Annotated in this window: 26 protein-coding genes and 1 pseudogene; 15 read left to right on the forward strand and 12 right to left on the reverse strand. The window is 59.9% G+C overall.

The window, feature by feature from the left end; translation table 11 throughout:
* The first annotated feature begins 64 nt into the window (after positions 1 to 64).
* Positions 65 to 514, forward strand: coding sequence for an RrF2 family transcriptional regulator (locus GL4_RS05480; protein WP_045365387.1), 450 nt, complete (start codon positions 65 to 67; stop codon positions 512 to 514).
* A 139-nt stretch (positions 515 to 653) separates the two neighbouring features.
* Positions 654 to 1,073 carry a PAS domain-containing protein gene (locus tag GL4_RS05485; protein ID WP_244462688.1) on the forward strand — a complete coding sequence of 140 codons (420 nt, stop codon included), beginning with the start codon at positions 654 to 656 and terminating at the stop codon, positions 1,071 to 1,073.
* Positions 1,074 to 1,426: 353 nt separating this feature from the next.
* Here GL4_RS05485 and GL4_RS05495 read toward each other — a convergent pair whose 3' ends face one another.
* A complete protein-coding gene (locus GL4_RS05495) occupies positions 1,427 to 2,272 on the reverse strand; it encodes a LysR family transcriptional regulator (RefSeq protein WP_045365397.1) in 846 nt (281 codons plus the stop codon).
* Between the two features lie 172 nt (positions 2,273 to 2,444).
* On the opposite strand from GL4_RS05495, the gene GL4_RS05500 reads away from it, so the two are divergent.
* The 6 genes from GL4_RS05500 to GL4_RS05525 all read left to right on the forward strand — a co-directional run bounded on the left by GL4_RS05500 (position 2,445) and on the right by GL4_RS05525 (position 9,398).
* Positions 2,445 to 3,050 (forward strand): 5-formyltetrahydrofolate cyclo-ligase, encoded by a 606-nt coding sequence (locus GL4_RS05500; RefSeq protein ID WP_045365400.1) that lies wholly within the window; start codon positions 2,445 to 2,447, stop codon positions 3,048 to 3,050.
* 171 nt (positions 3,051 to 3,221) lie between these two features.
* Positions 3,222 to 5,057 carry an assimilatory sulfite reductase (NADPH) flavoprotein subunit gene (locus GL4_RS05505; protein ID WP_045365403.1) on the forward strand — a complete coding sequence of 612 codons (1,836 nt, stop codon included), beginning with the start codon at positions 3,222 to 3,224 and terminating at the stop codon, positions 5,055 to 5,057.
* On the forward strand, positions 5,047 to 6,816 hold the full coding sequence (locus tag GL4_RS05510; protein WP_045365404.1) for an NADPH-dependent assimilatory sulfite reductase hemoprotein subunit: 1,770 nt from the start codon (positions 5,047 to 5,049) through the stop codon (positions 6,814 to 6,816). The genes GL4_RS05505 and GL4_RS05510 overlap by 11 nt, the downstream gene beginning before the upstream one ends.
* Positions 6,816 to 7,448 carry a peroxiredoxin gene (locus GL4_RS05515; RefSeq protein WP_045365407.1) on the forward strand — a complete coding sequence of 211 codons (633 nt, stop codon included), beginning with the start codon at positions 6,816 to 6,818 and terminating at the stop codon, positions 7,446 to 7,448. The genes GL4_RS05510 and GL4_RS05515 overlap by 1 nt, the downstream gene beginning before the upstream one ends.
* Positions 7,449 to 7,466: 18 nt before the next feature.
* Positions 7,467 to 8,642: a cystathionine gamma-synthase gene (gene metB / locus GL4_RS05520; protein ID WP_045365408.1), complete on the forward strand. Its 1,176-nt coding sequence runs from the start codon at positions 7,467 to 7,469 to the stop codon at positions 8,640 to 8,642.
* 21 nt (positions 8,643 to 8,663) lie between these two features.
* Complete coding sequence (locus GL4_RS05525; protein ID WP_045365411.1) at positions 8,664 to 9,398, forward strand: hypothetical protein; 735 nt, start codon at positions 8,664 to 8,666, stop codon at positions 9,396 to 9,398.
* Between the two features lie 221 nt (positions 9,399 to 9,619).
* Here GL4_RS05525 and GL4_RS18200 read toward each other — a convergent pair whose 3' ends face one another.
* From GL4_RS18200 to GL4_RS05545, 5 genes and pseudogenes are all read right to left on the reverse strand, one after another.
* A complete protein-coding gene (locus GL4_RS18200) occupies positions 9,620 to 9,907 on the reverse strand; it encodes an NnrS family protein (RefSeq protein WP_082025494.1) in 288 nt (95 codons plus the stop codon).
* 253 nt (positions 9,908 to 10,160) lie between these two features.
* Positions 10,161 to 10,529, reverse strand: coding sequence for a DUF488 domain-containing protein (locus GL4_RS05530; RefSeq protein ID WP_045369558.1), 369 nt, complete (start codon positions 10,527 to 10,529; stop codon positions 10,161 to 10,163).
* A gap of 23 nt (positions 10,530 to 10,552) precedes the next feature.
* Positions 10,553 to 12,154, reverse strand: a complete 1,602-nt coding sequence (gene ctaD, locus GL4_RS05535; protein WP_045365414.1) for a cytochrome c oxidase subunit I — start codon at positions 12,152 to 12,154, stop codon at positions 10,553 to 10,555.
* A gap of 189 nt (positions 12,155 to 12,343) precedes the next feature.
* A pseudogene (gene fdxA / locus GL4_RS05540) lies at positions 12,344 to 12,679 on the reverse strand (ferredoxin FdxA); the annotation flags it as partial.
* Entirely contained in the window at positions 12,676 to 13,101 is a 426-nt protein-coding gene (locus tag GL4_RS05545) for a group III truncated hemoglobin (protein ID WP_045365417.1), read from the reverse strand. The pseudogene fdxA and the gene GL4_RS05545, both read right to left, overlap by 4 nt.
* Positions 13,102 to 13,205: 104 nt before the next feature.
* On the opposite strand from GL4_RS05545, the gene GL4_RS05550 reads away from it, so the two are divergent.
* Entirely contained in the window at positions 13,206 to 13,661 is a 456-nt protein-coding gene (locus tag GL4_RS05550) for an Rrf2 family transcriptional regulator (RefSeq protein ID WP_045365420.1), read from the forward strand.
* Positions 13,662 to 13,798: 137 nt separating this feature from the next.
* Here the strand turns inward: GL4_RS05550 and GL4_RS17875 are convergent, their stop codons facing one another.
* Complete coding sequence (locus tag GL4_RS17875) at positions 13,799 to 13,942, reverse strand: hypothetical protein (RefSeq protein WP_208430908.1); 144 nt, start codon at positions 13,940 to 13,942, stop codon at positions 13,799 to 13,801.
* Positions 13,943 to 14,182: 240 nt separating this feature from the next.
* Between GL4_RS17875 and GL4_RS05560 the strand changes: the two genes are divergently transcribed.
* Positions 14,183 to 15,118 (forward strand): NADase-type glycan-binding domain-containing protein, encoded by a 936-nt coding sequence (locus tag GL4_RS05560; RefSeq protein WP_156137403.1) that lies wholly within the window; start codon positions 14,183 to 14,185, stop codon positions 15,116 to 15,118.
* A gap of 554 nt (positions 15,119 to 15,672) precedes the next feature.
* Here the strand turns inward: GL4_RS05560 and GL4_RS05565 are convergent.
* The gene (locus GL4_RS05565; protein ID WP_156137404.1) at positions 15,673 to 16,170 is read right to left on the reverse strand and encodes a hypothetical protein; all 498 of its coding nucleotides are present in this window, start codon (positions 16,168 to 16,170) and stop codon (positions 15,673 to 15,675) included.
* A gap of 187 nt (positions 16,171 to 16,357) precedes the next feature.
* Between GL4_RS05565 and GL4_RS05570 the strand changes: the two genes are divergently transcribed.
* Positions 16,358 to 16,945, forward strand: a complete 588-nt coding sequence (locus tag GL4_RS05570; RefSeq protein ID WP_159079779.1) for a hypothetical protein — start codon at positions 16,358 to 16,360, stop codon at positions 16,943 to 16,945.
* Here GL4_RS05570 and GL4_RS05575 read toward each other — a convergent pair.
* From GL4_RS05575 to GL4_RS05585, 3 genes are all read right to left on the reverse strand, one after another.
* Positions 16,913 to 17,686, reverse strand: a complete 774-nt coding sequence (locus GL4_RS05575; RefSeq protein WP_156137405.1) for a hypothetical protein — start codon at positions 17,684 to 17,686, stop codon at positions 16,913 to 16,915. The genes GL4_RS05570 and GL4_RS05575 overlap by 33 nt on opposite strands.
* A complete protein-coding gene (locus GL4_RS05580) occupies positions 17,683 to 18,117 on the reverse strand; it encodes a hypothetical protein (RefSeq protein WP_045365437.1) in 435 nt (144 codons plus the stop codon). The genes GL4_RS05575 and GL4_RS05580 overlap by 4 nt, the downstream gene beginning before the upstream one ends.
* A gap of 171 nt (positions 18,118 to 18,288) precedes the next feature.
* Positions 18,289 to 18,591 (reverse strand): hypothetical protein, encoded by a 303-nt coding sequence (locus tag GL4_RS05585; protein WP_045365440.1) that lies wholly within the window; start codon positions 18,589 to 18,591, stop codon positions 18,289 to 18,291.
* A gap of 330 nt (positions 18,592 to 18,921) precedes the next feature.
* Here GL4_RS05585 and GL4_RS05590 point away from each other — a divergent pair, with 330 nt between their 5' ends.
* Positions 18,922 to 19,545 carry a LuxR C-terminal-related transcriptional regulator gene (locus GL4_RS05590; protein WP_045365443.1) on the forward strand — a complete coding sequence of 208 codons (624 nt, stop codon included), beginning with the start codon at positions 18,922 to 18,924 and terminating at the stop codon, positions 19,543 to 19,545.
* Here GL4_RS05590 and GL4_RS05595 read toward each other — a convergent pair.
* Positions 19,461 to 21,335 carry an ATP-binding response regulator gene (locus tag GL4_RS05595; protein ID WP_052464156.1) on the reverse strand — a complete coding sequence of 625 codons (1,875 nt, stop codon included), beginning with the start codon at positions 21,333 to 21,335 and terminating at the stop codon, positions 19,461 to 19,463. The genes GL4_RS05590 and GL4_RS05595 overlap by 85 nt on opposite strands.
* A gap of 666 nt (positions 21,336 to 22,001) precedes the next feature.
* Here GL4_RS05595 and GL4_RS05600 point away from each other — a divergent pair.
* From GL4_RS05600 to GL4_RS05610, 3 genes are all read left to right on the forward strand, one after another.
* Positions 22,002 to 22,397, forward strand: a complete 396-nt coding sequence (locus tag GL4_RS05600; RefSeq protein ID WP_045365446.1) for a hypothetical protein — start codon at positions 22,002 to 22,004, stop codon at positions 22,395 to 22,397.
* A gap of 23 nt (positions 22,398 to 22,420) precedes the next feature.
* Positions 22,421 to 22,654, forward strand: a complete 234-nt coding sequence (locus tag GL4_RS17715; RefSeq protein ID WP_172653302.1) for a hypothetical protein — start codon at positions 22,421 to 22,423, stop codon at positions 22,652 to 22,654.
* A 286-nt stretch (positions 22,655 to 22,940) separates the two neighbouring features.
* A complete protein-coding gene (locus GL4_RS05610; protein ID WP_045365452.1) occupies positions 22,941 to 23,423 on the forward strand; it encodes a (2Fe-2S)-binding protein in 483 nt (160 codons plus the stop codon).

The following is a 23,423-nucleotide window of genomic DNA, read 5'->3' on the forward strand; positions in this document are numbered from 1 at the left end:
GGACGTTCTGGAGGGTCAGACTTCGCATTCTGACGAGGAACTTTTCCTATGAATGGAGCGGCCAATGAGACTTACCCGACATTCTGACTATTCTCTGCGTGTGCTGATGTACCTGGCAGCGTTTCCCGACCGACTGGCGACGGCTGAGCAGATCGCAGCTGCGTACGATATCTCGCACCATCACATCATGAAGGTCGTTCAACGGCTCGCGCGGCTGGGTCTTATCGAGACGCTACGGGGACGTAACGGCGGTATTCGGCTGGCTCAGCCGCCCGAGAAAATCACCATCGGTGAGGTTGTTCGAGCGACGGAGGAGGACTTCGATCTTGTGGAGTGCTTCAGAACGAAGACCGCGTGCTGCATCACGCCGGTTTGCCGTCTACAAACTGCGCTGCGTGATGCGCTGGGAGCGTATCTGGGAGTTCTCGATGAGTGGACGCTGGACGAGTTGACGATCAGTTCGAGCGGTCTTGCAGATTCTCTCCGGCAGCACCTTGCCGTCAGTCCAGGTTGATCTCAATGCATGTCCTGCGCAGCGGATTGATGGCTGCGGCATTGGCCGACAACGCCTGTTGAGTGCGTTCCGTCTCGGCGCCGTACAAGGGCACGGGCGAGCTGTCAAATACTGAGGGGAACTAGTCATTTTTCAGCTAGTGGACATCGCAGAGAGGTTACTCTCGGAGACATCCGAGGCCATTCTGTATGCAGATCAAGATGGCGTTATCCGGCTGTGGAACGGTGGCTGCGAGCGCATGTTCGGCTTCGCAGAGCGGGAAGCTGTTGGTCGGCCGCTCGACATCATAATCCCCACCAACCTGCGGGCACGTCATCGGCAAGGCTACTCAAACACAGTGCGGACCGGCGTCACGCGCTACGCTGCGGGAGCATTGCTGTCCGTGCCTGCCATAAGGAAGGACGGGGCGCGTATTTCGATTGAGTTCTCTATTACCCCATTTCGGAGTGCTGAGGGAAAGATTGTTGGTATGGCAGCTATCATCCGTGACGTTTCTGAGCGGTTTGCCGAGATCAAGAGACTCAAAAGGCAGCTTGTCAACTCAACAGCACCTGATTGAACGAAGGGCGCAAAACGCATGGAGCGCGGGTTCTGGAATATCTTGGTGCCAGCGGACGGGCCGCAGGTCGAGCCCGATAGTGCCCGGAGTCGCCTCGATCGCAGTGTGGTCACTAGTTTGAACGGAGAGGGACACTGGTTGGTAGGCACTCATGTGCTGGAACGGATTGTCACCAAGATGTGGTGGTTAGTCTTCTAGGTCCGATCGAAGGTCTCGCTCTGCAGCGCTACGTCTTAGGCCGCCCGGGCCTAGTCATCGAACTTCACTTTCGATGCTGCGGGCACCGAATCGCCAGTTGAAGTAAGTGAAGTGTTGGCTTGGCGCCACAACTGGGCCCGGCCCGCCGAGAGCCGCTAGCCCGCGACGACACTCCTCAGTCCTTGAAGGGCGATCTGCAGCAGTTCGCCCTCGGTTTGCGCCGAACAGACAGCGTAGACTGGATAGGAGATGCTGGGCGCTCCGGGAACAAGGTGGAGCTTTCCGGATTCGAGATGCGGCGTCACAAGCCGCTGGCGGAAATATCCGCAGCCTCCTCCCTCGAGAATGTAGTTCAACCCAAGAAGACCGACGCCTCCGATGACCAGCCCGGGATTGCCGATTTCAGGGAAGGCCATGGCATGGTGGCTCGCGAACTCTGCGCCCCAGTCGACATAGACATAGTTCTCGGGCGGAAAAGCCGTCATGTCTGGATCTGTCGTTACGAGAACGAGTTTTTCTTCCAGGAGGAGTTCGACACGAACACCCGGTCGGTTTTGCGGTGCGTACAAGATGGCGAGATCGAGTACGCCATTGGTGACCTGTTCCATTAGCGACTCCGGCAGACCCACCTGTACGCGAAGCGCAATTTCCGGTGCCGTTTTGCGCATCCAGTGCAGCCACTCCAGCATCCATGGGTGCCACAAGATCAACTCTCCGCCAACGGCGAGTACGGCGCGGTGTCCCGGCGGAACCGCGACCTGATGACGAGCACGCTCCCACAGTTGAACGAAGGTGGGCGCATAACGCAGAAACTGCTCGCCGGCGGGCGTGAGTGAGGCTCCGCTCTTATTGCGGACGAAGAGTGTCCTCCCGAGCTTCTCTTCGAGTGAGCGGATGCGAGCGCTGACTGTTGTCTGGCTGACGTTAAGCTGCTCGGCGGCGCGGATGAAGCTTTGAGTCCTCACAATCGTAAGGAACGTTCTCGCCAGTTCGATGTCCATTGTCGAAGGGAACTCCTATTGAGCAAAATTTCTGCAGCAAAGCACCGATTATATTCGTTTGTATTGCGGAAAAAAGTATTGTCATTAAGTGGTTCGACAATGGGAGGCCGGTGCCGACCGGTTCAAAATGATGTTCCACAGCCGACTGTCCTCGTCCCCGTGCTACTCAGATGTGATCGGAGACAATGTTGTTCCGGCTCATGCGCCGGAGGACCTACAGCGTTGGCGGAGGATTCACCGCGACCGGCTGATTGGCGAGCGGCTGGATGTTAGCCTAGCTGTTCGGGACCTCTATGCGCGGCAGATAACCGAGAAGCTCAATCAGTTTTTCCCCAATCTCGCGAAACTGCTCGTGAGCGGCTATTGGCCTTGCAACGGCGAGCCGGACCTCCGACCATGGCTGAGTTCCGTTAGGCTGAGATGCGGTCACGTCGCTCTTCCGGTGATCGCCAAAAAGCACGCGCCTTTACAGTTTCGACTTTGGTGGCCTGGCGCTCCGATGGAACGCGGCATTTGGAACATTCCTCATCCAGAAAAATGTATCGAGGTTAACCCCGATATCGTCGTCGTGCCGCTTGTCGGGTTCGATAACGCAGGCTACCGGCTTGGCTACGGTGGCGGCTATTTCGATCGCACCCTCGCTGCGGCCCCAAACAGGCCGCGCATTGTCGGCGTGGGGTACGAGCAATCCCGCCTTGAGACCATCCACCCTCAGTCACACGACATTCCTATGGACTTCATCGTTACGGAATGTCGGGTCCGCGAATTCAATCGGTAAGTGCAGCCAGGATGACCTCTGCACAAAAAGCAATATTTTTGCTTTGAAGTACGAATTAAATTCGCTTGCCGGAGGCTAATTGCTGGCGCCAAGCTGCGCAAGACATTCCCGGCGCGGCACACGAGTGGCCCGCAGTCGCATCCGCTTGCGAACCGACTTTAGACAGACGAGATGACCGTTTTCGATTTTCATGGCCCAGGCCTCACAGAGGAGCAATGGCGGCACATAAGTGAACTTGCCGGGACACTGAGTACCGAGCAGGCACTGTGGCTTAGTGGATATTTCGCCGGTCTTGATCATCGAAAGAGAGAGCTTTTGCCAACGACCGATGTGCGTCCGCACGATGGGCGTGTCCACGAACTGGCCACCGGAAGTCTTGAGACGCGAACTATCACAATCCTGTTCGGGAGCGAGACTGGCAACAGCGCAGACGTGGCATCGGCGTTACAAGAGTCGGTCGGCAGTGAAGGTCTCGAAGCAGTCGTAGCGGATATGGCGGACTACAAGCCCCGACAGCTGAGAAGCGAGAGTGATCTGTTAATAATCACAAGCACGCACGGGGAGGGGGAGCCTCCTGCGACAGCCATGGACTTCTTCGAGTTCCTTGAGAGCGCAAGAGCACCGCATTTGGATGACCTGCGATACGCCGTGCTGGCGCTAGGTGACTCCACGTACGATCAATACTGCGAGGCCGGCAAACGGCTCGACAGAAGGTTGACCGAGCTCGGTGCGATACGCCTGGTCGAGCGCGTCGACTGCGACGTCGATTACGAAGACTCAGCTTCCGAATGGATAGGGGCTGTTACACAGGAACTCAAAAGGTCACTTGACAGAACGTCAACAGGTCACCACGCGCCGGATATTGCGCTGCAACCCAAGATCACGAAGCGCATCGTTGACCAACGTCACCCCTTCCGAGCAAGCGTCATCGACAACATCGTTCTGAGCGGCCGCGGGTCGACCAAAGAGACCCGTCACATCGAAGTGTCGATAGAAGGATCCGGTCTCAAGTTTGAACCCGGCGACGCCCTGGGGGTCATTCCGTCGAACGACCCAAGTCTGGTGAGCGCACTTCTGGATGCGCTCGGTCTGTCCTCGGATGAGGAAGTGTCTATTGGGGATAGAACGGTCGGTCTGGGCCAGGCGCTGACCGATGAGTATGAAATCACCGTTGGATCCACGCGCTTCATCAACCAATGGGCAGAGTTGACCGGGGCCGACGATCTTGTCGCGCTACGCGGCAAGGAACAGGCGGACGCTAGAAGCGAGTTTCTGTTCCACAACCATATCATCGATGTTGTTCGTCGTTATCCGATGCCTGGCGTTCGTCCGAGTGCTTTTATTGCGGGGCTGCGCAATATGCGGCCCCGGCTTTACTCAGTTGCGTCTTCTTTATCTCTTGTACCTGATGAGGTTCACCTCACCGTTGGAGCCGTTCGATTCGAGCTCAATGGAGAGCCGCGTTCCGGCGTTGCTACGGGCTACCTTGCAGACCGGGTTGCTCCGACAGGCACGGTACCAGTCTACATCCAGCCAAATCCACGGTTTCGTCTGCCGGCCGACGACGTTCCAATCCTCATGATCGGAGCGGGGACGGGCGTGGCTCCCTATCGCGCATTCCTGCAGGAACGCGAGGCGCGCGGCGCGTCCGGCCGGTCGTGGCTGGTGTTCGGCGACCGCAACTTCCATACGGACTTCCTCTATCAGACCGAATGGCAGCAATGGCTGAAGGACGGAATGCTCACGCGGATGCAGGTGGCCTTTTCGCGCGACGGGCGCACGAAGTCCTATGTCCAGCATCGCCTGAAGGAAAACGCGAAGGACATCTACGCATGGCTGGAGGAGGGCGCCTCGCTATACGTTTGCGGCGGGCGCGAACTCGCACCAGCCATCCACGCGACGCTGATCGATGCCTTGAAGCAGGAAGGTAAGCTCAGCGACGTATCCGCGGCCGAATATCTCGGCACGATGCAGTCCACAGGCCGGTATCAAGTCGATGTCTATTGAAAGTCCTGCCGCGCCGGCGACCGACCGGAGTCGCGATGTCTCGCAGTCCTTGGACAGGCTCCATCCCGACGAGACGCTGAAGGCGAACAGCGATCAGCTGCGCGGCGGCATCGTCGACGGCCTGGCTGACCCCATCACCCGCGCCGTCTCTCCGGACGATCAGAAGCTCATGAAGTTTCATGGGCTCTATCTCCAGGACGATCGGGACGTGAGAGATGAAAGACGCAGGCAGAAGTTGGAGCCCGCCTATGGCTTCATGGCCCGTGTGCGATTGCCGGGTGGCGTGTGCAGCCCATCACAATGGCTCAAGCTCGATACGCTGGCCCGCGACTACGGAGGCGGGAGTCTCCGCCTTACGACACGGCAGACCTTTCAGTTTCACGGTGTGCTGAAGCACAACCTTCGCGCAACTCTTCAAGGCTTGCGCGACGTCCTCCTCGATACCAAGGCCGCATGCGGAGACGATTGCCGCGGCGTTATGTGCTCGGTCAATCCGCATCTGTCCTCGCTGCACGCTGAGGTCTATGCGCTCGCGAAGCGCGCGAGCGATCATGCTGTGCCGAAGACCGGCGCGTACAAGGAGATCTGGTACGAGGAGGAGCGCGTGGCTGTCGCGGGACCAGAAGAGCCCCTCTACGGCCGTACCTACATGCCCCGCAAATTCAAGATCGGATTTGTGGTCCCGCCCATCAACGACATCGACGTCTACGCGCAGGACCTCGGCTTCATCGCCATCATCGAGCGGACGAAGCTCATCGGATTCAACATCGCGATCGGCGGAGGCATGGGGCGCATCGACCGCAACCCGAACTCATACCCGCGCCTGGCGGACGTAATCGGATTCGTATCGGTAGACGATCTGCTGGCCACGATCGACGCCGTCATGGAAGTCCAGCGCGATTACGGAGATCGAGCGGACCGCGCCCGCGCCCGGTTCAAATATACGATCGACGACAAGGGCCTTGAATGGGTCAAGGCCGAGATCGAAGTGCGGCTCGGATTCGAATTGGCGCCCGCGAAAGCGTTCGACTTCGCCTCGAACGGCGACACGCTCGGCTGGCAACAGGGCGAGGACGGCCTCCAGCATTTCACCCTATTCATCGAGAATGGTCGGATACGGAATGGTCCCGAGCGCCGGTTGCTCGATGGGATACAGGCTATCGCGCATATGAACGCGGGCGAGTTTCGCGTCACGCCCAACCAGAACCTCATGATCTCCAACCTCACCGAGCAGGAGCGAAGCCAAATCGAAGGCCTGCTCGGCGTCCACGGTCTTTCCGAACTCAATCGAGGAAGCGGTCTGAGGCTGAACGCGATGGCCTGTGTGGCCTTGCCCACTTGCGGCCTCGCCATGGCGGAGTCCGAGCGCTACCTGCCCAGCCTCATCACCAAGATCGAGGAGATGCTGAAACGCCATAGCCTCTACGACGAGCCGATCACAATGCGCATGACCGGATGCCCGAACGGATGCGCCCGGCCGTATATCTGCGACATCGGTCTCACGGGGCGTGCGCCCGGGAAATACAATCTCTATCTCGGCGGTGGCTTTCACGGTCAGAGGCTGAACCAGCTGGTCCTCGAGAATGTCGGTGAGGCGGCGATCCTCGACAAGCTCGGCGGTGTCCTCGCGGACTTCGCGCGCGACCGGAAGCGGGGCGAGCATCTCGGCGATTTTGCCCTCCGCGCCGGATACCTCGGCCCCACCCAAGACAACAGTCCGCAAGCGCGGTCCAAGAAAAAGTCTAAAGGAGCACGTTGATGTCTCTGCAACTCGGCCAGATTGCGCCGGACTTCGAGCAGGAAAGCACTGAAGGTCTGATCCACTTCCATGCGTGGTTGGGCAAGTCGTGGGGCCTGCTTTTCAGCCATCCCAAAAACTTCACGCCGGTCTGCACCACGGAGTTGGCCGAAGTCGCACGGCTGAAGCCGGAATGGGAGAAGCGCAACGTCAAGACGCTCGGGCTCTCAGTCGATCCGCTGGAGAGCCACGCCGAATGGGCGAAGGATATCGCCGAGACCCAGGGGCATGCCCTCAATTTTCCGTTGCTCGCGGACGCCGACAAGCGCGTGGCGACCCTCTACGACATGATCCATCCGGATTCTGATCCGACGGTCACGGTCAGAGCCGTCTTCCTGATCGATCCCACGAAGCGCATCCGTCTGATCCTGATCTATCCCCCGGCTGCGGGCCGAAACTTCGCTGAGATCGTGCGCGCTATCGACAGCGTGCAGACCGGCGACAGGGCCAAAGTCGCGACGCCCGTCAACTGGCAACCGGGCGAACCCGTCATCATCTCGCCGGCACTTACGAACCAGCAGGCCAAGGAACACTTCCCGCAAGGCTGGCGCGAACTAAAGCCCTATTTGCGCATGGTGGATTTGCCCGACTGACAATATGGACGGTGACACATGTCGAAGAGTCTGAATCCTGAAACGATTGCTGCCGGTAACGGAATCGCGTTGGACGAATCCTTTGGGGCAGTCACGCCCCCGATCTATCTGTCGAGCACGTTCGTGTTTCCGGGGTTTGCGCAGAGCGGCCCCTACGACTACTCGCGTACCGCCAATCCTAGCCGCGCACTTCTTGCGGATACGATCGCGCGACTTGAGGGCGGCGCGGGAGCAGTCGTAACGTCGTCGGGCATGTCGGCCGTCGACTTGCTCCTGTCCACACTGGAGCCCGACACGCTCATCGTTGCCCCGCATGATTGCTACGGCGGAACCTATCGGCTTCTGGCCGCGCGGCGGGACCGGGGCCATTTCTCGGTCGTGTTTGTCGACCAAGGAGACGACGCCGCGTTGGAAGCGGCCTTCGAGCAGTATCCCGCGCTGGTCTTGATCGAAACGCCTAGCAATCCGCTGATGCGTGTCGTCGACATCGCGCAGATCGCAGAACGTGCCAAGTCGTTCGGAGCGAAGACCGCTGTCGACAACACATTCCTGTCGCCTGCGCTTCAGCGGCCCATCTCGCTCGGCGCGGACTTCGTGATTCATTCCACGACAAAATACCTCAACGGTCATTCCGATGTCGTGGGCGGCGCCATCGTTGCCGCGGATGCCGCGGATGTGGAGACATTCGCGACTTGGGCCAACATTACCGGCATCACGGGCGCGCCTTTCGATTCCTATCTGACCCTTCGCGGATTGCGGACGCTTTTTCCACGGATGGAGCGGCAGCAGGAGAATGCGGAACGTATCGCGCGGTTCTTGGACGCCCATCCTCAAGTTGCAGCGGTGCACTATCCCGGTCTTCCGTCGCATCCGGGCCATGCCATTGCTGGCCGCCAACAAGCCGGGTTCGGCGCCATGCTGAGTTTCGAACTCGATGGTGGCGTGGGAGCCGTGCGCCGCTTCGTGGAATCTCTGAGCGTTTTCACATTGGCCGAATCTCTCGGTGGGATAGAGAGTCTCGTCGCCCATCCGGCGACCATGACGCATGTAGGGATGGGCGAAACTGCAAGGGCCGCGGCGGGAATCACTGACAGACTTCTCCGGCTTTCGATCGGTCTCGAAGCGGCAGATGATCTTCTTGCGGATCTGGAACAGGCGTTTGACGTGGCGCGGGAGAGGGTGGCGGCTCTCTAACACCGGCCCGGGAGGAGCAGCGTGGTACGGCCTCGGCAATTCCGCGCGCGATTTGAACTGACCTGGCGCCAGCGCCTCTCCAGTGCGGCGCGCGCAGTCACCACGTCTCTTGTCGTCGCGCTGGCCATCGTGCTGCTCTTTGCGGAACTGCAGCCCGAACTCGGCACGACGCTCAAGGTTCTTGCTGTTTGCGCGGCACTGTCACTCGTCGCCGGAAGGGTGCGGCTTCCGATCCTTGGTCGCCTTCTCGGGCTGTGGCAGCTCGCTCTGGACATCGACGGAGACTACCTCGTCGAGGTGCGCTCCAATGCGGTCCGGGCGCGGCGATCATCCGCCGACGCGGAAGCCCGCCTCTACAGTAAGATCGGAACAGCTCGAATCGACACATGCGTCTCGGGCGTGCGCATGCAGCTGATGTCGCGAAAGGGGCGCAAATGCTCCGAGGCGGTCGTCTGCACACTTCGGCAGGACAAGACATCGAACCGGCCCGTCCTATTCTACGTGTTTGACAGCCTTGTTTTGGACACCACGGCTGTTTGCCGAAGACATCTCGGTACGGCATGCCTGACCATCCCACCAGGGCACCGGCCTGCGGTGCTCGAAGGCACCTATTGGACGGACCGGGATTGGGAAGAGGGGCGGAATACGGCAGGCCGAATCCGGTTTCATCGAGTGTCGGTCGGCACCGGATCCTCCAGGCTGCGCGTGCCCATTCTGAGCCACGGACGCTCACGGTCTCCGCAAGAGGGTGAATAGGCTTTGGCTTGGTGATATGGGGCAGGCCGATGTATGAGAGTGCGCCTCAGGTCGGGGTCAGGTAGAAGTGCGCGACATGGGCAATAAGGGTTCGCACGCCGGTGCGGCTAGCCAGGACGCGGTGGCTAAGTGCCCATCGTCAGCGGAGTCACTCTTAGCGATCGCGCGGGACATTGCGCGCGACGGATTTTCATTTCGCACGACGAAGCAAATGCGCTCCGTCATGACGTCGCGAGGGCTGGGCGGATGGCCGGCGCGTGCCGCCAAATTCTGGCTGCGACGATCTCGCGTACGACCAGCGCAAAAAGGATCGCCCAAAACGAGAGATCTAGGACGACAGCCTGCAGGTTGCCGACAATGGCCGATGTCGCCACGGCGATTCGGCCCACCAACCATGCTGTAACCAAAACGACGAGCGGCGTACCTCTCACTGGCGTGCGTCCTGTCCAGTTCGGTATAGCAGTCAACACGAAGCCACCTAGGGCTGCGGCGGCAGCGCCGAACAACATCTCATGCGCATGTCAGCGGGTCGGCGCGAAGGATGTCGTCAGTGTTGCGTCTCCGCGAAGGATCGAGAGCCAGATCGCAACGGCAATCGCTGCCCCGAGACCTGCACCGAAGAAAAGCGGCCTGAATCCCTGACTGAAAATTGTGTCAAACACTCCACGGTGTTGGGCACCGTTCATCACGGAAGCTCTCGTCAAAGCACGAGTACGCATAAGCAGTAGACCGGCAGGGAACGCGTGATGCTTCGGAACCAGCTTACACGCGGGATCGGAGATACCGTTCGAGCGCCACAGCCTGATTGTGATCGACATCCCTTGCACCGAAGACCAAGGTCACCGGCCATTTGCGGCATGCGGTCACGAGTTCTGCAACTACTTCCGGACGCGCATCGAGTTCGCGATGATAGCGCGCGCAGAACGCATCCCAGCGCGCGGCATCGTGGCCAAACCATTTTCTCAGCGCCGCGCTTGGGGCCAGTTCCTTCGCCCAGCGATGCAGGTGGAGCTGCTCCTTGGTGAGGCCGCGCGGCCAGACCCGGTCAACAAGGATCCGCTGCCCATCGCTCTCCGCCGGCGATTCGTAGGCTCGTTTGACCTTGATCGTGAACGGTCGAGCGGCGCGCAATGCGCTCTCCTTTTGATCCAACGTTATCGGATACGCGGCAGCGTCTGGAAGGTGTGGAACGGAGCCGGCGACGGCACGGTCCATTCCAAGGTCGTGGCACCGACGCCCCACGGATTGGCCGGTGCTCGGCGGCGTGCCCAGAACGTGTTTGCGACGCTCACGAAGAAGACGAGAAAGCCGGCGAAGGCCATGAAGGCGCCAATCGACGCCACGAAGTTCCATCCGGCGAACGTGTCCGGATAATCGGCGATGCGCCGGGGCATGCCGGCAAGGCCGAGGAAATGCATCGGGAAGAACGCGATGTTCGCGCCGAGGAACATCAGCCAGAAGTGTAGCTTCCCCAGGGCTTCGGAATACATGTACCCCGTCATCTTGGGACACCAGTAATACCAGCCGGCAAAGATCGCGAAGACAGCGCCGACCGACAAGACGTAGTGGAAATGCGCGACCACATAATAGGTGTCGTGAAGCGAACGATCGAGACCCGCATTGGCCAACACGACGCCCGTCACACCCCCGATCGTAAACAAGAAGATGAAACCAAGGGCCCAGAGCAACGGCGTACGCAAGGTTATCGATCCACCCCACATGGTCGCGACCCAAGAGAAGATCTTGATGCCGGTGGGCACGGCGATGACCATCGAAGCAAAGGCGAAATAGGCTTGCGTGTCTGGGCCTAGACCGGATGTGAACATATGGTGCGCCCAGACGACAAATCCGACAGTCCCAATGGCGACCAACGCATAGACCATGCCGAGATAGCCGAAGATGGGTTTCCGTGAGAACGTCGAAACGACGTGGCTGACGATCCCGAAGCCACCGAGGATCATGATGTAGACCTCCGGGTGACCGAAGAACCAGAACAGGTGTTGGTACAGCAGAGGATCGCCGCCATGGGACGAGTCGAAGAAGGCGGAGCCGAAATTGCGATCGGTCAGAAGCATCGTGATTCCGCCAGCCAAGACCGGAACCGACAACAATAGCAGGAACGACGTCACCAGGATTGACCAGACATAGAGCGGCATCTTGTGGAAAGTCATGCCTGGTGCGCGCATGTTGAAGATGGTCGTAATGAAGTTGATCGCCCCGAGGATGGAGGAGATTCCCGCCAGGTGAATCGAGAGGATTACGAAGTCCATCGCAATTCCTGGACTTCCCTTCGTGGATAGTGGCGCGTACGCAGTCCACCCCGTTCCCGCCCCTTCAGTTCCGGGTGCGCCGGGCACGAAGAGCGATGCCAACAGGAGCGTGAACGCGGCCGGGAGAAGCCAGAACGAAATATTGTTCATGCGCGGGAACGCCATGTCGGGTGCGCCCAGCATCAACGGAACCATCCAGTTGCCGAAGCCACCGATCATCGCTGGCATGATGGCGAAGAAGATCATGATCAGTCCATGGCCCGTCACAATGACGTTGAATGCGTCCGGATTGACGAAGATCTGCAGACCTGGATACATGAGCTCTGCGCGCATCGCCATCGACATGAGGCCACCAATCGTACCGCCGACGACCGCGAGGATTAGATACATCGTGCCGATGTCTTTGTGGTTCGTCGAGAAGGCCCAACGTCTCCAGCCATGCGGCCGATCGTCATGTGCGGTACGTTGAGCTTCGGTTTGTGCCATCGACCACTTCCTTCTTCACACTTCATACTATCTATCGTTCGGAGGGAGATTGCGGGTGGACGCATTGGCCCGCAACCTCCCCTTCCAACGCTCCCACAAGACGCTGCGGGAGAGCGCTGTTTACGGATGCCCTCGACGCTCATTAGGATTCGTTCGTAGTTCCAGTTCTATCGCCTCGTGGTCAGCATGGTCGCCCAGACCCGGGTTAGGCGAAAAAAACGGCTCGAGCTTATTGGGAACGCCGTCGAAGGCGGCGGCGTCGACGGGCGGCTCGCGCTTCACGGCGATGTTCGGCCACAGTTCCGCGTACTTCGCGTTCAGATCGAGCCAGCTTTCGAGATTCGCGCCCGTGTCGGGGAAGATGGCTTCGGCAGGACACTCTGGCTCGCAGACTCCACAATCGATGCATTCGTCAGGATGAATGACGAGCATGTTTTCGCCTTCGTAGAAGCAATCGACCGGGCACACCTCCACGCAGTCCATGTATTTACACCTGATGCAGTTGTCCGTGACGACATAGGTCATGGCATACTCCGCGGCAGAGATCCGCCACGCTCCTGAGCGAGCGCTCCTCTCAGCCTCTCGGCGATACGCGTCGCCTTCATGCTGAACGCTGCGGCCAACGGCCCGTCGAACAGCTCACTGCAGGTCTCATCGAAGAGCGCGATCCAACGCGTTAGCAACCTCCGATCCATGCCGTCGAAGCGCAGATGCGCCCCGACGAGCGTCTCGTACGTGTCGCCTTGGGGCGAAATCGCGGCAGCCCAGAAGGCGCGCATTCTGGCCAGGTGGCCGGCCCAATCGCCGACGATCGCACTGTCGATGACGTATTCGAGTTGAGGGTCTCTGCGCACCTTCGCGTAGAACCCGTCCACGAGGCGGGCAACCTCCTCCGCTGTTACGCGGGGTTTCCGAGCGTCGCCGCCAATGCCTCCGGCCTTATCCATTTGACCCAGATCCGTTCAAAGATGTATTTTGTATGCATGTTACTCGAGCGATGCTTAAAAGCAATACGTTAAATGCATCTTTATGGACTGGATAAGGAGACCACATGCGCCTGACCGTCTACACGGACTACGCGTTACGGCTCTTGATGTACTTGGCGCTCAAGGGCGATGGCTTGGCGACCATCGAAGAGGTTGCCGACAGCTATGGCGTGTCGAAGAACCACCTTATGAAAGTCACCCATCAGCTGGGCGTCGGCGGTTACATCGAAACGGTCCGCGGGCGTCATGGGGGTTTGCGGCTCGCAAAGGCCAGCACAGAAATCGGACTTGGCGACGTCGTTCGCTACACCGAGCCCGACTTTGCGATCGTCATGTGCCTCGAGCCTGTCGACGCGGGTTGTGCGATTTCGCCAGGCTGCGTCCTGCGGCGGGCTTTGGAACGCGCGCGGAGGGCGTTCCTAGATGTTTTGGATGAGTACACCCTGAGCGACCTTGTGAAACCAGCATCGGCGCTCCGAGCGATGCTGGCTATCCCACTTGACGCGGATATTGGCGGCTAGCGGAGTTGAACAGTTAGCCCACGAAACGGCAGACGAACACGATTTTTGATGGTTTGCAGTGACCAATCTCCTCTCGATTTGAGAGGACCAGCCTGCTCTACGCGTCCCGTGACGTCTTGTTCCGACGCAACCAGAACTCAGCAAAATTCTGGCCACGTCGGCTTGGTGCCATGTGTGGACGGCTCCCTGTAGCGCGTGCCGCTGAGCATCAGCGCCCAGGCAATGCGGGCGATCTTGTTGGCCAAGGCAATCGCGGCAACCTTGACTGGCCGGCGCGCCATCAGTTCGGCGAGCCAGACCCGCCCCCGCGACTCGCTCCTCCCGCTGACGCTCTGCAATCACGACATGAGACTGTCTCCATAGCCCATCTGTACTAGTTGCTTGAGGTCGTTGGAGACAGCACTATGACGCCGGTTGAACGCTGGTTGGGTTCACCGTCCTTGGGATGCTTCGAGCCCAACCTGCCGTTGCCTTTCACGGCCGTAGAAGATGGAGTGTCTGACTCTGCAATGAGGTTTTCGATGAGTTCACTGACAGTGCGTATGTTCGCCAAGCTTGGCGCAATAGCCGCCGCTACAGCAGTCAGCCTCCATCCGTTGCCTGCGCAGGCCTCTGAGTCGGTCTACGATTGCCGGTTCGATCCGGGGGCTTCGCCGCTCACATGGGTAACGATCCGGCATGACGATATCGCCAGACAGACTGGCGTCTCCGCCTCTCATTTTGTCGCGGGCGACGTGGCGGTCGGTCTTGCGACCAAGGACCTTGGACGAGAGATCGAATTCCGGCACGAGGTGCGCAATGCCGGACAGTTGGTCAACATTTCGAGTTACCGGATCGACACCGTTAGCGGCAGGGCGACAGGCAACGTCGAACTCTACGGTGAGGACGGCAACTTCATTCGCGGTGGACCGATCCCGGTTGAGGGGCACTGCAAGATCTCCACATCGCAGGTTGCCACTTCGAAACAGATTGCGCGAGCCGCCTCGAATGAGGTTTGCCACGAGGACAACAGCCCTACGCAGTTCGTCGACAGTCAGCGCTATTGCGCCAGTTCGATTCTGCCCCAGCAGGGCGGAAAGACCTATGGACCGAAGAATCTCTTCTGGGGTCCCGAGGGAGCGGCCTGGTGTGAGGGCGTTGCGGGGAACGGCGAAGGTGAATCGATCCGGATCGAGACGGCACCCGCTGTCAGCGTCTACGCCGTCGTCATCCGTAACGGCTATCAGAGATCCGCGTCGACCTTCTCGAATAATGGCCGGGTAGAGGTCGTCGAGATCGAGGCGGCGGGCCGCAAGGAGAGATACACCCTCCGCGACGACCCAGGCAGTCAGCGGCTCGCCCTAAGCCAGCCCGCAAAGGCCGCCACGATTACGGTGCGCATCGTGTCGGTCTATCCTGGCGCCCGTTACGCCGACACCTGTCTATCCGGCCTGTTACTCGACCTAGAAGGATTCTAGATGCTCTACAGAATCTGTGTTGAAGCTGCTGCTCAATGCTGCCAATCTTGTTTCGGTAACCAAGTGGGGAAGAGACTATGACTCCAAAGCTTGCAATCACTTTGTCGGTTCTAATGATGACTGTTGGACTGTCGGTTGGACCCGCCAGTGCCGATGATATCCGGCTTGCCGCAGCCTCGAATCAGGCTCGGATCTTGGACCTCGATGCTTTGAAGAAGGCAGATGCGGTTCCGATGTCGAAGATCCCTGATGGGATACAGATGGCTGCATGTAAGGACTCTGGTCATTCATGCAACTCGAATTCTGATTGCTGCAATAATAAGTGCGTCGAGCCGCCAGGAATTTGCGAATAAGCTTGATCCGTTCAGATCGAGATCTGATGCCCGCCGTTTCCAGAATGGCGGGCATTTGGTTTTTTGGGGGGCATTGCGAAGTCCTTGCCCGCTGGTCCGCCACTAGCGGACATTGTCCAACTTGTTCGTCTTCGATGTCCGGCGAACCGGTCTCAACTCTATGAGTATGCCACCCGCGTGATGCGGGACCGTGACCTGTGGCTATTCGCTGCGCAGCTCAAGAGATATGCCCACACCGGACGGAACATCCACGCCTTCGCCAGTGACGCTGAGATAGACGGACCCTTCACTCAGCGCCGCCTTCCAGCCCGCGGGCTTTCCGTTGTACCGCCACTGCGTAACGTTGCCGCCGAAAACATTGTTGAACATCTCCAGCGCAACAGCCTCGGCACGATCGTAGACCGCAGTCTTGGACTGAATCGTGCATCCGGGATTGGCGTGCTCCCGCTTTCCCGCAGCGAGGTTGGCAGTCAGCCCCTGCGAGGCATGGCGGCCTTCGAATTCGTTGTCGCCAAAGGCCGTCAACTCGAACCCCATCTGACGCAAGCGCGGCTCTGCTCCGTCAAAAAAGGGCAGGGTGTCGAGGCACACATACTCGAAAATGGACGTTAGATCGTCCGTTGCTTCGTCCAAGGCGCTGACCGGCGTCGGAGAAAAAAGCAACAGGCAAGACATGCCCCCGATACAGAGTCTTTTCATTTCATATCACCCATCAGATTCGGTCTGGTCCCGATGATAGAGCGTGCAAGTCTGCAAGGCGATTAGCACAGACGCCTTAGTTGCGCGGCAGACGGAATATAGTGGCATCATTCGGGTAACATCGTCGGCCGCCGAATCGACACCCCAAGCCCAAGTCGATAGGCAAGGCCGGCCTCTGTGCGGAATTGTGCCCTGGCAGCATCGGGACGGGATAGTGATGCAAACAGCAACCAGCTCTAAAGATCCAAGAGACTGGAAGATTTCCCTGTCGCCCAATCCGCTGGAGCAGGCAATCCTCCTCGCTGTGGTATGGGCGTTTGCCGGCGGCTTGCTTTACGGCCTGTCGCTTCTGGAAGGTGGCCTTGGCCCACTTTGGTACGTGATTGTCCTGCCCTTCCCGCTTATCGTCAGCTTCTATTCGCTGCGCGGCCTGACCGGGCATAACGGGCAATTGGAGCTTCAGCCCGACGGATTCTGGCGGACGACGACGAACGGCAGAAAGCTCTTCCTGCCTTGGGATAGGGTGGAGAAGTTCTACGTCGGGGTTTTCGGCGATCCCGGTGTGAGCGACAGCGGTGTTCCCGTACTCGGATTCGCCTTTGTCGACGGCAGCGGCGAGCGCAGGGTCGAGCACCTCTCCGGAAATCTTCCGCTTTCGGCCGAAAAGCTGGCGGGGATCCTGGAGTTTGCCCGTCAGGAGGCCGCCAAGGGATGGCCTAATCCGCCGGAGAGTTTGAAGGACCTAATCAGCCGAGTTGCAGTCCCGGGCTCTTGAAAGATCGCAGCGCCTGGACTTCGGCAGCGCCAGCTTGCGCGGCAGCGGCACGATGTCGAAGCGGCCCCGCGCCTCGTCGAGTTGCAGCACTACCTCTTTCATGAGCAGAGCATGGACGTCGCGGCAGAAATCCGCGCCGCCCGCGTCGCCCCGATCGCGTTCCATCGCAACGCCGAAAATGGTCTCGGGCCAGCACTTGCTCCGGTTGGTCGCCGTGAGATGAACAACGATATGCTCGCGGTCCGGCCTCAGTTCGTAGAACAGCCCCCAGGTGGTGTCCTCAAAGGATTTCTTCAGCTCGCTCGAACGAAAGACCGGCGCCTTGTCTAAGAAGTAGGAGACATCTAGCGGCTCCATCGGCGGATCGATGACCTCCCACGCTCCGCCCGGACGCTGGGCGTAAAACTCGACATAACTGTGGGCAAACATCACCTCCCCTTCGAAGGAGCCAACCATCGTAGCGGCGATGGCTCCGCCATCGGGAAGCGGCCAGAGTTTGAACGCATTGACTGCCCAGCCGCCGTCCTCTTCCAGATAGGCGAGGAAGCGTCCCTGCTCGTCGATTTGCGTCTTCAAAGGCCGGCCGGCGCTGTTCGTTATCGTCTGGCCATCCCGCGTATCGGCGAGGGGAAAGAAGACGGTGTCGCCGATCGCAGCATAAAGATCGTAGATCGTTTCGCCGGCGTTGGCGCCTTGAACCAGTCCCAGCAAGAGCACTGTCGAAAATACGAGTCGCCTCATGAGACGTTGGCACTCCGCTTGTCCCGGATCGCTTCATGGATGACCCAATAGACCGCCCCATAAACTACGCCGGGCAGGGTGAAGAGAGGGCCTATCGTGGCGAACTCGTGTAGCGCCGAAGTCCCCCATGCCCCCCAGCCGGTCATAACAGTACCGAAAAGTGTCGCGAACCACGGCGCAGCGCCTCCGGACAAGGCGCAACGCGTGAAGCCGCGGCACCCTCCGAGGATTAGGTGACCGACGAGGGCGCCTGCGAAGGCGGATGCCGCAAATACGAAGATCGTGTACCAGGATTGATCGCCCAGGCCGATATACGCACCGAGGAGTCCCGCCCACGGCCAAGCGAAAGCGGCGAACCAGAATGCGGATGCCCACCTGTAAGACATGGGTCCGGCGGCATGCTTCGCCGGAAGCAGATTGTTCGATCCCATCGGTTTTCTTCTAAACGGCCGTTGCTCGACCCTTCGGAAACTGCGTCTCGTGAGAGCCGTGCCACATCGTCGGCGGCACGGCAATCACTCTAAGCTGCGGCCGAAATTGCTGCATGCAGCGCATTCACGAACGATCCTTCGAGGCTTGGCCCGAATAATCAGCTCGCACCGTCAATAAGTGCTGCAGATGACCTTCCCTTGGCCGGTCACTCTATAGACGTTCCGTTCCTGGGTCTTCCTAACCCAATGGGCGTGGTTCGTCTTCGAGCTGACGAAAAAGCTCCGGCCGCACAGGCGAACCGGAACCGTAAAATGTGCCGTCGGACGATCAAACATCGTGATGGTTCCTGTTTGGCCAAGATCGGTCAGCACGATCTCCGCTCCATATTGTTGTTGCGCATGGGCGGATCCTGCGACGCCGGCGCTCATGGCGAGCGCGGCGACTGCAACAGCTATTCTCTTTCCGGCGGTCATCCGTTTCTCCTTTTTGGCTTCCCGGCATGGGCCAAAAGCTATGAACGGCCTCTCTCTGAAGCAACTAGCACAGACGCACTATCGGCGCGGCGACGCCGACAGGGACGTGCCGATAGCGTCCGCCACAGCATGATTGCGCGCTGGGTTCGGTCAAGAAGGCCGTCCGCTCCATGCCTGCTGGCATTGGACCGTGCCTGGCTATCGGACGGGCTCCGGAAACACGTAGGGACACGTGAATAGCACGTCCGTGCTACTGCCAATCTGCCAGCCGTCCCGCTACAATTCCGATCCAAGTTGGAATGTCACAAGAACGGGCAGGAACCGCAATCCATGGGCGAGCGCATCATCATTGCTGACGACCATCCCATTTTTAGAGATGGTATGCGCCGCATCCTGCAAAGAGCGGTTCCGGATGCGGCGATCTGCGAGGTTGGAACAGCAGATGAATTGCTGCGCGTCGCTGCAGAAGGAGAACCGGCGGGTATGCTCGTGCTCGATCTCGTCTTTCCTGGCTTCGAGGGGCCGGACAGTATCCACGCGCTGCGCCGGCTCTATCCCACGACATCGCTGCTCGTTGTGTCGATGACCGATGACGCGGCGATGGTCGAGGAAGTCATGCGGGCCGGTGCCGACGGGTTTATTGCCAAGGGCGTTTCATCGAGCGAGATGGCTTCAGGCATTGCTGCGTTACTTGCAGGCGATGTGGTGGTGAAGACAGAGGCGGCTCTGGGTGAAAGCGATCTCGTTCCCTCCGACCGGCTCTCGCGTCTGTCGCCACGCCAACGTGAAGTCCTGCGCCTTCTGGCGCTTGGGCGGTCTAACAAGCAGATCGCCCGCGACCTCGGCATTTCGCATTTTACGGTGCGAGTTCATGTTTCGGCGCTGCTACGTGCGCTCGGCGTGACGAGTCGCACGGCTGCTGCCGGCATGGCCTCCGAGCTGGGAGTTGTTTGATTGAGGTTGGTCCGGCCCGCTGCGCCCGAAAGTAGAACCGACCGCAGTTGCGTGGGACGGACGGGCTTGGCAAGGATGGCGACCTCTTCCGCTTTGCACGGCTCGACAAGGTGATCGGTACGCCCACCGGTGATGAGGGCGGCCGGTATCCAGCACGACGAACGCGCCCTCATGTTACGGATATGGGAGAGTCCGATTTCGCCATCGGCCAGTTCCTGGTCGAACAGCAAGAAATCGAACTCGTCGGGATCGGTCGCAAGAGTCACACGATCCGTCGCCCGCACTGCGCAACCCCATCGCGTCAGCAACTGGACGGTACTGTCGCGCACGGCCCTGTCGTCGTCGACGACAAGGACCCGCAGCCCTGCCAGCAAGTGCACATGGCCCGCGGGACTTTGCCGGCGTGGACGTGATGCAGGCTGGGCTTCGCCAAGTCCGTCGATGCAGAACGTCGATCCCTCTGTGAGTTTCGAGGCGACTGTGACCCGCAGACCGAGCATTTCGGCGAGCCGGTGCACGATCGACAGACCAAGGCCAAGACCGTCCGCCTCTGCGGTATCGGGTGCTTTGATCTGGACGAACTCCTTGAATATCCGTTGCTGATCCTCGCTGGCGATCCCGGGCCCAGTATCTGCAACGACGATTGAAAGCGCACCGTTGCGCCGCCGCACGCCCACGAGAAGCTGCGCTCCGGGCGCATACTTGATCGCGTTGGAGACGAGGTTTTGCACCATGGTATGAAGCAGGGCCGGATCGCTGCGCGCCCAGTATCGCGAGGGCCGAAATCGGATGGTGACATTCCGCGCCAGCGCGGGCTCACTAGCCTGCCGTATCACCTCACCCATCAGCTCGCCTAGCGACACCGGACCGATCTCCGGTTTGACGCGCCCGACATCGAGTGCCGAAAGGTCGAGAAGCGAACGGCACAATCGGGTCAGAGACTCCAGCGATCGATCGATGTTGTGCAGAACCTCGCGTCCCTCCCGCCCTAGACGCACGCCATGGAGATACTCCACGAAGAGCCCGATGGCATGGATGGGTTGACGCAGGTCGTGGCTTGCCTGCGCGAGGAAGCGCGATTTCTCCTCATGCGCTTCGGCAAGCCCGGCACTGGTGCGCAGAAGCACCTCGTTGCGCGCTGCCAGCGCATCGGCCAGCATGACGTTCTGTTCGACGGCACCATTCATGCGGGTGGCAAGAACCGTGAGGGTCACGCCAAACAGCACCATCATTCCCGCGGTCGCCAGCGGCCCGTAGGAGACGCCGTTGACGAGCCACGCGAGCGCCAGCAGCGGAACCGACGTCCAGATCGAAAGCAGGCAACTACGCATTAGGATGTGCTGCGAGCTGACGGCGCCCAGTGCCGTTCCGCCCAGCACAAGCGTGTAGAAGGTTAGCATCTCGGTTGAGGCTGACATCGCGCACAAGACAGCGCCAATGCCCCACACGAGTCCGATAGCGGCTGTCAGCACCGAATGAGCAGCGCCGTACACCTCGGGCGATGTCGCTTCCTTGCGATGGCGATAGGCGAGTGCAACGGTCGCCAATGCCAGGGACAGGAGCGCCATAGAAACCATCCACACGGGAACCCAGGCGCCGAGGCCGGCCTGGAGCAACACGACGCCGGCGAGCATCGTGACACAGAAATGAATGATCCAGCTCACCGTGGCGATGGAGAAGAGATAGTTGAGGCGCCAGTTTTCGTCGTGCTCCGCCGTAGGGCGACGGTCCACGTCCAGGACGCCGAGCCAGCGACCGAGACGGCTACCGCTCCCCTGTTCGTCGACCATCTTCCGCGCCCGTGTCGTTGCACCCCAATCCGTCTACCATAGTAACTCGGGTTTCGAACCGCGGCATTTCCAATGCATCGCGGAATTCGGGATTGAATGGATTGCGCCGCGGCTCGGGGAGCGTTTGGGGCACGCGCAATGGAGGCGCGAAGCGGCCCTTGCTACGGGTGCTGCCGATAGTGCGGACCGCGGGGAGCCACAGGGCGTTTTGCAGGACCGTACTACATTCCATGGATCGCGATCAGCCAACGGGCATTTTCTCTTCGAACAGGAGCTGGGGCTCCCACGCCTCTATTAGTGCATCTGTCCGAATATCCAGAAACGCCTGCCTATGGCAATGTCGAGGTGGAAGTAACGGGAGACTCGCATGGATGGCATTCGCAAACAGGCAATCATTCTGGCAGCTGCGCTCGCCACGGTTCCGGCTGGTCCAATGGGAATGCAGGCGTGGGGCAAGTCATGGGCCGTTGACGCGCCGCACGGCGAATGCGCAATGCGTGTTCGGGGCGATCCGATGACTGACGTGACCATGTCTCCAAGCTACGGCTCGCCGCCGAAGGGAAAGCCCGCAGCACATGACCGTCGTGCCGGGTCCCGATCAGGTGCAAACCCGGTGACCGCACGATGACGAACGCCGTTCAGCCTCGGTGGCGCGTCGGGAGTCCGATGGTCCAAACTGCAGTGGCTGCCGGGCACGCTGTGATTTTCTGGGTCTTTGTCAAGCTCCTCACCTTGGTTGTGGCGGATGCCGGCACCCTCAGCCATTCGGGCGTCATGCTGATTTCCGGCCTGGCCGCATGGCTACTATGCGTCCGAGACGTCCATCGCGCCCGGCTTTGGCAATTCGTCCTAGCCGGATATCTGGCTGTGGCACTTGATATCGTTATTGCTCTGACGATCGAGAGCACGGCGATGTTGGGCAGATTCGACATGGCATTGGCCACGACGTCGATCGCCGCCTTGTTGCCGTGGGTTTTGGTCCCGTGGGGGACCCTGATGGCCGCTGTTTCGACCATCTATGGCATTCTGCTGCGCCGGCGAAGCTGGGACGGAGCGGGTTAGCCGTCACACCGCCCAACAAAGCCGTGGCTTCGCGGCTCCGCAAGTGTAACGGCGCCATGGTGGGCGCCGTTGCCTGCGCCGTGCAGAACCGCTCCGTCGACTCATACTTCCGACCAAAGGTGCCTGCGGGCATGGAGGCCACCTGGATCGAGACGATGCCCGGCAAGGCGTGGTTGGCTTACTTCCGCTTGTATGGCCCCACAGAGGGTTTCTATGACAAGAGTTGGAGTCTCCCTGACATCGAGCCTATCGAATAAGCGGCCCTATGGCTGATTGCCGATGTCCGCTCGTGGCACTTTGCGGACCTGCCCAGGCCAAAGTCGCTCTGTGACGTCGAAGGCCGATCCTCGAACGGTAGATCTGGTGCAGGGATTGTAGATCCGGTGCAGGGATTGCTGTCACGTGGGGGCACAGCGCTGCTACACAACATTTGCGCTTCAAAGCGCCAATATCCGACGCTATAGTGGGGGACGCGAACGAGTTCGCAGTAGGCTGGGCGCCAAAGCGGCAAACGATTTTAGCCGCGTAAGAATGGGTGAGGCAATGACCTTCAAAATCAAGGTCAACGAGGTAGAGCACGAGGTCGACGTAGACGGCGATATCCCGCTGCTCTGGGTTCTACGCGACGTGCTGGGCATGACAGGCACGAAATTCGGGTGCGGCAAGGCGCTATGCGGCGCGTGCACCGTGCATGTGAACGGTACGCCGATGCGTTCCTGCGTCATGCCTGTCGAGTATATTGGCGAGTCTGCAGTTACCACCATCGAAGCCATCGGCGACACGCCGATCGGCGAGAGCCTTCAGCAGGCGTGGCTCGATCTGGAGGTCGTCCAGTGCGGCTACTGCCAGTCAGGGCAGATCATGTCGGCGGCAGCGCTGCTCGCGGCAAATTCGGAGCCGACCGACAGCGATATCGACGGCGCCATGGCCGGCAATATCTGTCGCTGCGGGACGTATCTCCGCATCCGCGAAGCAATCAAGCAAGCCGCTGAGACTTCACCTACGTCCTCGTCCCAGGGAGACTGA

The sequence above is a fragment of the Methyloceanibacter caenitepidi genome (genome assembly GCF_000828475.1).
In the GTDB taxonomy this organism is placed as follows: Bacteria; Pseudomonadota; Alphaproteobacteria; order Rhizobiales; family Methyloligellaceae; genus Methyloceanibacter; species Methyloceanibacter caenitepidi.

Coding starts and splice junctions, on each gene's coding strand:
- GL4_RS05480 (WP_045365387.1), top strand. CDS start 65: ATGAGACTTACCCGACATTCTGACTATTCTCTGCGTGTGCTGATGTAC.
- GL4_RS05495 (WP_045365397.1), bottom strand. CDS start 2,272: ATGGACATCGAACTGGCGAGAACGTTCCTTACGATTGTGAGGACTCAA.
- GL4_RS05505 (WP_045365403.1), top strand. CDS start 3,222: ATGACCGTTTTCGATTTTCATGGCCCAGGCCTCACAGAGGAGCAATGG.
- GL4_RS05510 (WP_045365404.1), top strand. CDS start 5,047: ATGTCTATTGAAAGTCCTGCCGCGCCGGCGACCGACCGGAGTCGCGAT.
- GL4_RS05515 (WP_045365407.1), top strand. CDS start 6,816: ATGTCTCTGCAACTCGGCCAGATTGCGCCGGACTTCGAGCAGGAAAGC.
- metB (WP_045365408.1), top strand. CDS start 7,467: ATGTCGAAGAGTCTGAATCCTGAAACGATTGCTGCCGGTAACGGAATC.
- GL4_RS18200 (WP_082025494.1), bottom strand. CDS start 9,907: ATGTTGTTCGGCGCTGCCGCCGCAGCCCTAGGTGGCTTCGTGTTGACT.
- ctaD (WP_045365414.1), bottom strand. CDS start 12,154: ATGGCACAAACCGAAGCTCAACGTACCGCACATGACGATCGGCCGCAT.
- GL4_RS05545 (WP_045365417.1), bottom strand. CDS start 13,101: ATGGATAAGGCCGGAGGCATTGGCGGCGACGCTCGGAAACCCCGCGTA.
- GL4_RS05550 (WP_045365420.1), top strand. CDS start 13,206: ATGCGCCTGACCGTCTACACGGACTACGCGTTACGGCTCTTGATGTAC.
- GL4_RS17875 (WP_208430908.1), bottom strand. CDS start 13,942: ATGGCGCGCCGGCCAGTCAAGGTTGCCGCGATTGCCTTGGCCAACAAG.
- GL4_RS05560 (WP_156137403.1), top strand. CDS start 14,183: ATGAGTTCACTGACAGTGCGTATGTTCGCCAAGCTTGGCGCAATAGCC.
- GL4_RS05565 (WP_156137404.1), bottom strand. CDS start 16,170: ATGAAAAGACTCTGTATCGGGGGCATGTCTTGCCTGTTGCTTTTTTCT.
- GL4_RS05575 (WP_156137405.1), bottom strand. CDS start 17,686: ATGAGGCGACTCGTATTTTCGACAGTGCTCTTGCTGGGACTGGTTCAA.
- GL4_RS05580 (WP_045365437.1), bottom strand. CDS start 18,117: ATGGGATCGAACAATCTGCTTCCGGCGAAGCATGCCGCCGGACCCATG.
- GL4_RS05585 (WP_045365440.1), bottom strand. CDS start 18,591: ATGACCGCCGGAAAGAGAATAGCTGTTGCAGTCGCCGCGCTCGCCATG.
- GL4_RS05590 (WP_045365443.1), top strand. CDS start 18,922: ATGGGCGAGCGCATCATCATTGCTGACGACCATCCCATTTTTAGAGAT.
- GL4_RS05595 (WP_052464156.1), bottom strand. CDS start 21,335: ATGGTCGACGAACAGGGGAGCGGTAGCCGTCTCGGTCGCTGGCTCGGC.
- GL4_RS05600 (WP_045365446.1), top strand. CDS start 22,002: ATGGTCCAAACTGCAGTGGCTGCCGGGCACGCTGTGATTTTCTGGGTC.
- GL4_RS05610 (WP_045365452.1), top strand. CDS start 22,941: ATGACCTTCAAAATCAAGGTCAACGAGGTAGAGCACGAGGTCGACGTA.